The organism is Mesorhizobium sp. M4B.F.Ca.ET.089.01.1.1 (assembly GCF_004022605.1).
GTDB classification, from domain to species: Bacteria; Pseudomonadota; Alphaproteobacteria; order Rhizobiales; family Rhizobiaceae; genus Mesorhizobium; species Mesorhizobium abyssinicae.
Genome location: NZ_RZOS01000298.1, coordinates 1 through 7184 on the forward strand (window position 1 = coordinate 1; position 7184 = coordinate 7184).

Genomic DNA, 7184 nt, shown 5'->3' on the forward strand with positions numbered 1-7184 from the left:
GCACGAAATGGTCGAACGACAGCGAAAGGCCGAACGGCGCCGGCCCGACACCCGCCCCCTTGCCCTGTCCCCACCTCAACGCAGACACGAAGCGTCCTCCACCATCCAACTCAACAGTTCGCCGAACGAATGCCCCGCATGAGCGGCGATTTCAGGCACCAGAGACGTCGGCGTCATGCCCGGCTGGGTGTTGATCTCGAGCCAGACAACCTCGCCGTTCTCGGAGTGACGGTCGTCGTAACGGAAGTCCGACCGGGAGACGCCCCGGCAACCGATAGCTTGGTGAGCCTTAAGCGCCAGTGTCTGTATTTTTTGGTAAATATTCGGTGAAATTTTAGCAGGGGTTTCGTGTTTTGATCCGCCCGCCACGTATTTCGAATCGTAATCGTAGAAGGAGTGGCCGGTCGGGATGATCTCGCAGACGCCGAGCGCGACGTCGCCCATCACCGCGCAGGTCAGCTCGCGCCCGTGGATGTAGCGCTCGACCATGACGGTGTCGCCATATTTCCATTCGGACGAGCCGATGACCTGCGGCGGATGCGACTGCCCTTCATGGACGATGACGACGCCGAAGCTCGATCCTTCGTTGACCGGCTTCACCACGTAGGGCGGCTTCATCGGATGCTTGTTCTGGATGGCGAAGCGGTTGGCCACCTTCGATTCCGCCACTAGGATGCCGGCTGCCTTGGCGACTTTCTTGGCCTGCTCCTTGTTCATGGCCAGCGCCGAGGCAAGCACGCCGGAATGCGTGTAGGGGATTTCGAGATATTCGAGGACACCCTGAATGGTGCCGTCCTCACCGAACGGACCGTGCAGCGCATTGAAGGCAACGTCAGGCTTGAGCGCGGCAAGCACGGAGCCGACATCGCGCGCAACGTCGACCCGGGTGACGCGATAGCCTTCATTCTCGAGCGCATCCGCACATGCCTTCCCCGAGGACAGGGACACGGGCCGCTCCGACGAAAAACCACCGAGCAGGACGGCCACATGCTTGTTCTTCATCTCCCGTCATCCCCTCTCACGGCGGGCCGCGACTGACATTTCCACACCAGCATTCCCGCACAGTGAGTCCGAGTCTTCCGGCAGGTTGCCCCCCCCAGACGGAAAACGCGACCGACGCGTCGAACGACTCAAATCAGGAAACGCTTGAGGCCAGAGAATCAGAGAGTTGATTCGCTGGCAAGTCCTTAAGATTCCGAGAGATTCACTTTCCGTGAAAACGGCCGCGAAAAGTGTGCCGTAGAGTCTTTGCGGCAACGGTTCGGAGGCCGTTGCGGACGCCGAAGTTAAAGTATTACTTGAACTTCGGCACGCGGCGGAGATCCGCTGGGATCGAGCTTCGGCCGGCTCGCCTGAATGCCGGCGAGGCTTAGACTAGAGCAGTTGTCCCAGGAATTCCTGCACGGCGTGGCCCGGCCGGAAATCGCCGAGGCGCTTGATTTCCCAATGCAGCCGGACGCCCGAATTCTCGAGCACCCGCGCGCGCACGGTCTCGCCGAGATATTCGAGGTCGTAGCCGGTCGCGGTGCCGGTGTTGATCATGAAATTGCAATGCATCGGCGACATCTGCGCGCCGCCGATCATCAAGCCACGGCAGCCGGCCTTGTCGATCTCCTTCCAGGCCGAGGTGCCCTCCGGATTCTTGAAGGTCGAGCCGCCGGTCTTCTCGCGGATCGGCTGCACCGTCTCGCGATGGTTCTGCACCGCGTCCATCGCCGCCTTGATCGTCGCCTGGTCTTCCGGATGCCCCTCGAACAGCGCCGAGGTGAAGATCAGCCCCGAAGGCGCCGCCGAATGCCGATAGGCATAGCCCATGTCGGCATTGCTGAGCGTGTGAAGATTGCCCTTGCGGTCGAGCGCCCGCACCTCGACGACGCGTTCGCGCGTCTCGACGCCATTGGCGCCGGCGTTCATCCTCAGCGCACCGCCGACGGCCCCGGGAATGCCGTGGTAGAAATGGAAGCCGCCGATCCCCGCCTCGTAGGCGACGGCCGCGAGGCGCTTGTCGGGCGTTGCGGCGCCGGCCCTGATCGTGGTCGGCGAAACGACTTCCGCCTCGCCGAAGCCCTTGGCCGAGAGCCGGATGACGAAACCGGGAATGCCGCCGTCGCGCACCAGGAGGTTCGAGCCGACGCCGACGATGGTCAGCGGGATTTCCTCCGGCACGGCGCGCAGGAAGGCGGCGAGGTCCTCCTCGTCGGCCGGCTGGAACAGCGCGTCCGCCAGGCCGCCGGCGCGGAACCAGGTGATCTTGTCCATCTCGGCGTTGGGCGTGACGCGGCCGCGCAGGCCGGCCAGCCGGTCGCCAAGCTTGTCGATCAGGGGCTGGCCGCGCATCATGAGACGCTTCCACCGAGTTCCTTGGGCAGCGCATAGGCCCACTGCGTGATGTTGCCGGCGCCGAGGAAGACGACGAAGTCGCCGGGCTTTGCCAGATCGCGTATGGCCGGCGCGATCGCCGCCGGGCCTTCGACATAGCGCGCATCGCGATGGCCGCCGGCGCGGATGCGCGACACCAGCGCGTCCGACGTCACCCCTTCGATCGGCTCCTCGCCTGCCGCATAGACCGGCGCCACCATCACCGTGTCGGCGTCGTTGAAGCAGACGGAGAACTCATTGAACAGGTCGTGCAGGCGGGTGTAGCGGTGCGGTTGCGCAATGGCGATGACGCGGCCCTTGGTGGCGCTGCGCGCCGCCTTCAGCACTGCCGTGATCTCGACCGGATGGTGGCCGTAATCGTCGAAGATGTCGACGCCATTCCAGGTGCCGGTATGGGTGAAGCGCCGCTTGACGCCGGCGAAGGACGACAGGCCCTTCTTGATCGCCTCGGCGGACAGGCCGAGCTCATGCGCGACCGCGATCGCCGCCGTCGCGTTGGAGACATTGTGGCGGCCGGGCATCGGCAGGCGCAGATCGGCGATCGTCGTCTGGCCACGCCCCTTGCGGTCGCGGATCACCACGTCGAACTCGGAGGTCGCGCCCGCCATGCGATGATTGGTGAAGCGCACGTCGGCCTGCGCGTTCTCGCCATAGGTGATGACGCGCCGGTCCTCGATGCGGCCGACCAGCGCCTGCACCTCCGGATGGTCGGTGCACATCACGCCGAAGCCGTAGAACGGCACATTCTCGACGAACTGGCGAAACGCCTCGCGGACATTGTCGAAACTGCCGTAGTGGTCGAGGTGCTCGGGATCGATGTTGGTGACGACGGCGATATCGGCCGGCAGCTTCAGGAAGGTGCCGTCGCTCTCGTCGGCCTCGACCACCATCCATTCGCCGTCGCCCATGCGGGCATTGGTGCCATAGGCGTTGATGATGCCGCCATTGATGACAGTCGGGTCGAGCCCGCCGGCCTCGAGCAGCGTCGCCACCATCGAGGTCGTCGTGGTCTTGCCATGCGTGCCGCCGATCGCCACCGCCTGGCGGAAGCGCATCAGTTCGGCCAGCATCTCGGCGCGGCGCACGACCGGCAGCAGCTTCTCGCGCGCGGCCTTGAGCTCGGGATTGGATTTCTTGATCGCGGTCGAGACGACAACCACCTCGGCATCGCCAAGGTTTTCCGCCTTGTGGCCGACGAAACATTCGATGCCCTTGTCGCGTAGCCGTTGCACATTGGCGCCGTCGGCCTGGTCGGAACCCTGCACCTTGTAGCCCAGATTGTGCAGCACCTCGGCAATGCCGCTCATGCCGATGCCGCCAATGCCGATGAAATGCACAAGGCCGATGGTCTGCGGCATCTTCATGCTTGCGTCCCCTTCCTGAAGTCCGAAACGGTTTTTTTGGACGCAATAGCCTCTGTCAGATCGGCGAGCAACCGCGCCGCGTTCGGTTTTCCGGCCGACCGGGCGGCCGCGGCCATGGCCGACAGCCTGTCGGGATCGCCCATCAGCCCACCGACAAGCGCCGCGATGCGCTCGGCGGACAGCGTGGATTGCGGGTGCACCTCGGCCCCACCGGCGGCGGCCAGCGCCGCGGCATTCGCCGCCTGGTCGTGGTCGAGCGCGTGCGGATAGGGCACCAGCAGCGCCGGCCGGCCGATGACGGCGATTTCCGACACTGTCGAGGCGCCGGAGCGCGACATCACCAGATGCGCCGCCGCGATCCGCGCCGCCATGTCGGTGAAGAAGGGCGACACCTGCGCGTCGACGCCCAGCGCGGCGTAGGCCGCCTTGACCCGCGCCACGTCCTCGGCCCGCGCCTGCTGGGTGATCGCCAGCCGCCTGCGCTGAGCCTCCGGCAAGAGTCCGACAGCCGTCGGCACCGCGTCGGAGAAGAACTGCGCGCCCTGGCTGCCGCCGAACACCAGGAAGCGGAACGGCTCCTCGCCGGTCGCAGCCACGTAAGGCGTCTTCGCCGCCTCCAGGATCTGCGGCCTGACCGGATTGCCGGTGGTCACCGTCTTGGCGCCGGCAGCACTTTCGTCCTCCGGCAGGAAGCCGCCGGCGATGGCGTCGACGCGGCCGGCCAGCGCCCTGTTGGCGCGGCCCATCACCGCGTTCTGCTCATGGATCAATGACGGCACCTTGCGCCGTGTCGCTGCGTAAAGCGGCGGCAATGTCGGATAGCCGCCAAAGCCGACGACGGCTTCCGGCTTGATCCTGGTGATGACGGCGGAGGCCTGCCGCACGCCGCGCCAGATCGCCCACAAGGCCGACAGCACCGCCAGCGGGTTCTTCGAGCCGAGGGTCGCCGATTGGATCGGATGGATGTTGACGGCCGGGAACTGGCCGGAATAGCGCTCGGCGCGATGATCGGTGGCCAGATGCACCTTCCAGCCGCGCTCGTTGAGCTCATGCGCCAGCGCTTCGGCCGGGAAGAGATGTCCGCCCGTGCCGCCCGCCGCCAGAAGAATCACACCCCGCGACATTTCACTCCGCCGGCATGGCGCGCTGCGGGAAGGAAAAAACCATCTGCTTGCGCTTCTCGGGCCGTCTGCGCGTCAAGGCCAGCACCATGCCCATCGAGATGGCGATGGCGATCTGCGAGGAGCCGCCATAGGAGATGAACGGCAGCGTCATGCCCTTGGCCGGCATCAGCTGCAGGTTGACGCACATGTTGATGGCCGACTGCAGGCCGAAGACCGTGACCAGACCGCCAACGGCATAGCGCGTGAAGTCGTCGTGCTCCTTGAGCGCGGTGTTGAGGCCGCGCAGCACGATGAAGGCGAAGATCGACATGATGAAGAAGCACATCACCAGCCCGAACTCCTCGCCGGCGACCGAAAAGACGAAGTCGGCGTGGCTATCGGGAATGACCCGCTTGACCGTCCCTTCGCCCGGACCGACGCCGAACCAATGGCCGTTGATCAGCGCCTCGCGCCCCATGTCGACCTGGAAGGTGTCGCCCTCACCGGTCAGGAACTTGTCGATGCGGGCGGCGACATGCGGAAACACGGTATAGGCGGCGAACAGGCCGCTGACGCCGGTGACGCCGAGCGCGATGATCCACAGCCACGGCAGGCCCGCCATGAAGAACATGACCCCCCAGGTGCCGGTCACCAGCATGGTCTGGCCGAGGTCCGGCTGGGCGACCAGCAGCGAGACGACCAGCACCAGCAGCAGCAGGGCAAACAGATTGCCGGGAATGTCGGGCTGGCGCTTGTGTTCGGCGAACAGCCAGGCGCAGACGATGACGAAGGCCGGCTTCAGGAATTCCGACGGCTGGATGGAGAGGCCGGCGAGCGAGACCCAGCGCCGCGCGCCTTTGACCTCGACGCCGACATAGAGCACCGCCACCATCAGCACCAGCATGATGCACAGGATCACCAGCGCCATGCGCCGGATCTGCCGCGATTCCAGGAACGAGACCGCGAGCATCACGCCGAGCGCAGGCACCGTAAAGATGATCTGCCTGGTGGCGAAATGGAAGCTGTCGAGGCCGATGCGTTCGGCCACCGCCGGGCTCGCCGCAAAGGAGAGCACGATGCCCAGACCCATCAGCGACAGGAACGCCGCCAGGAACCAGCGATCGATCGTCCACCACCAGGTGGCTACCGGACTTTTGTCGAGACGGCTTTGCATTAACGTGGCCCTCCGATGGGTTTCACGCCATCTATAGCGCTCGCAGCTTGCCTGAAGGCTTCGCCGCGCACTTCGAAATTCTTGAACTGGTCGAAACTGGCGCAGGCGGGCGACAGCAGCACCACCGCCTCGCCGCCATCGTCAAGGGCGGCATCGTGGGCGGCATGCTCGACCGCCGCCGCCAGCGTGCCGGAGATCTCGTAGGGCACCGCCTCGCCCAGCGTCGCCGAGAAGGCGGGCGCCGCCTCGCCGATCAGATAGGCCTTGGCGATGCGCGGGAAGAAGCCGCGCAGCGGCTCGATGCCGCCCTCCTTGGGCAGGCCGCCGGCGATCCAGTAGATACGGCTGAAACTCGACAGGGCTGGAGCCGCCGCATCGGCATTGGTCGCCTTGGAATCGTTGATGAACAGCACATGGTCCTTGCGGCCGACCTGCTCCATGCGATGCGCCAGCCCGGGGAAGCTTTCCAGCCCCGCCTGGATCTCGCCGAGGTCCAGCCCGACCTTGAGGCAGGCGGCGACCGCGGCCAGCGCATTCTGCGCATTGTGCTGGCCGCGCAGCGAGCCGATGCCTTCCAGGAAGGCGACGCGGCTGTAGCGGCCATGCACGGCTTCCATCAGGTTGCTGCCATCGGCGAAATAGCCGTCGGTCAGCGGCAGCCGCTTGGAAATGCGGATGACCTCCCTGCCCGCCCGCTCCAGCCGGTCGGCGATCTGCGCGCACCAGGAGTCGTCGACGCCGACGATTGCCGTCTCGCTGCCGGCCACCAGCCGCTCCTTGATCGAGGCGTAGTGCGCCATGGTGCCGTGACGGTCGAGGTGATCGGGCGTCAGGTTGAGCAGGATGCCGGCCGTCGGATTGATCGAGGGCGCGAGGTCGATCTGATAGGAGGAGCATTCGACGACATAGTGCCGCCCCTCTGCCGGCGGATCGAGCGTCATGATGGCGCGACCGATATTGCCGCCCATCTGCGTGTCGCGACCTGCCGATTTCAGGATGTGGGCGGTCAGCGCCGTGGTCGTCGATTTGCCGTTGGTGCCGGTAATCGCGACGAAAGGCGCCGCCGGCGCCCGCAGGACGCGCTCGCGGCAGAACAGCTCGATGTCGCCGATGACCTCGACGCCGGCGCCGCGCGCCAGCTCCACTGTCCAGTGTGGCTTCGGA

Annotated in this window: 6 protein-coding genes; all 6 read right to left on the minus strand. The window is 65.8% G+C overall.

Annotated elements, in window-relative coordinates; genetic code table 11:
- Positions 1-75: 75 nt before the first annotated feature.
- Positions 76-1002 carry a D-alanine--D-alanine ligase gene (locus tag EN780_RS23325; protein ID WP_127287350.1) on the minus strand — a complete coding sequence of 309 codons (927 nt, stop codon included), beginning with the start codon at positions 1000-1002 and terminating at the stop codon, positions 76-78.
- Positions 1003-1374: 372 nt separating this feature from the next.
- Positions 1375-2340 carry a UDP-N-acetylmuramate dehydrogenase gene (murB, locus tag EN780_RS23330; RefSeq protein WP_127309910.1) on the minus strand — a complete coding sequence of 322 codons (966 nt, stop codon included), beginning with the start codon at positions 2338-2340 and terminating at the stop codon, positions 1375-1377.
- Positions 2337-3743: a UDP-N-acetylmuramate--L-alanine ligase gene (gene murC / locus EN780_RS23335; protein WP_127286009.1), complete on the minus strand. Its 1407-nt coding sequence runs from the start codon at positions 3741-3743 to the stop codon at positions 2337-2339. Before murC ends, murB begins: the two co-directional genes overlap by 4 nt.
- Positions 3740-4867 carry an undecaprenyldiphospho-muramoylpentapeptide beta-N-acetylglucosaminyltransferase gene (murG, locus tag EN780_RS23340; protein ID WP_128275444.1) on the minus strand — a complete coding sequence of 376 codons (1128 nt, stop codon included), beginning with the start codon at positions 4865-4867 and terminating at the stop codon, positions 3740-3742. Before murG ends, murC begins: the two co-directional genes overlap by 4 nt.
- A gap of 1 nt (position 4868) precedes the next feature.
- Complete coding sequence (gene ftsW / locus EN780_RS23345; protein WP_128275445.1) at positions 4869-6020, minus strand: putative lipid II flippase FtsW; 1152 nt, start codon at positions 6018-6020, stop codon at positions 4869-4871.
- Positions 6020-7184 (minus strand): UDP-N-acetylmuramoyl-L-alanine--D-glutamate ligase (murD, locus tag EN780_RS23350; protein ID WP_128275446.1); only part of this gene is annotated, 1165 nt, incomplete at its 5' end. The genes murD and ftsW, both read right to left, overlap by 1 nt.

Excerpts from the sequence above, each read along its gene's own strand:
- EN780_RS23325 (WP_127287350.1), bottom strand. The coding sequence starts at position 1,002 with ATGAAGAACAAGCATGTGGCCGTCCTGCTCGGTGGTTTTTCGTCGGAG.
- murB (WP_127309910.1), bottom strand. The coding sequence starts at position 2,340 with ATGATGCGCGGCCAGCCCCTGATCGACAAGCTTGGCGACCGGCTGGCC.
- murC (WP_127286009.1), bottom strand. The coding sequence starts at position 3,743 with ATGAAGATGCCGCAGACCATCGGCCTTGTGCATTTCATCGGCATTGGC.
- murG (WP_128275444.1), bottom strand. The coding sequence starts at position 4,867 with ATGTCGCGGGGTGTGATTCTTCTGGCGGCGGGCGGCACGGGCGGACAT.
- ftsW (WP_128275445.1), bottom strand. The coding sequence starts at position 6,020 with ATGCAAAGCCGTCTCGACAAAAGTCCGGTAGCCACCTGGTGGTGGACG.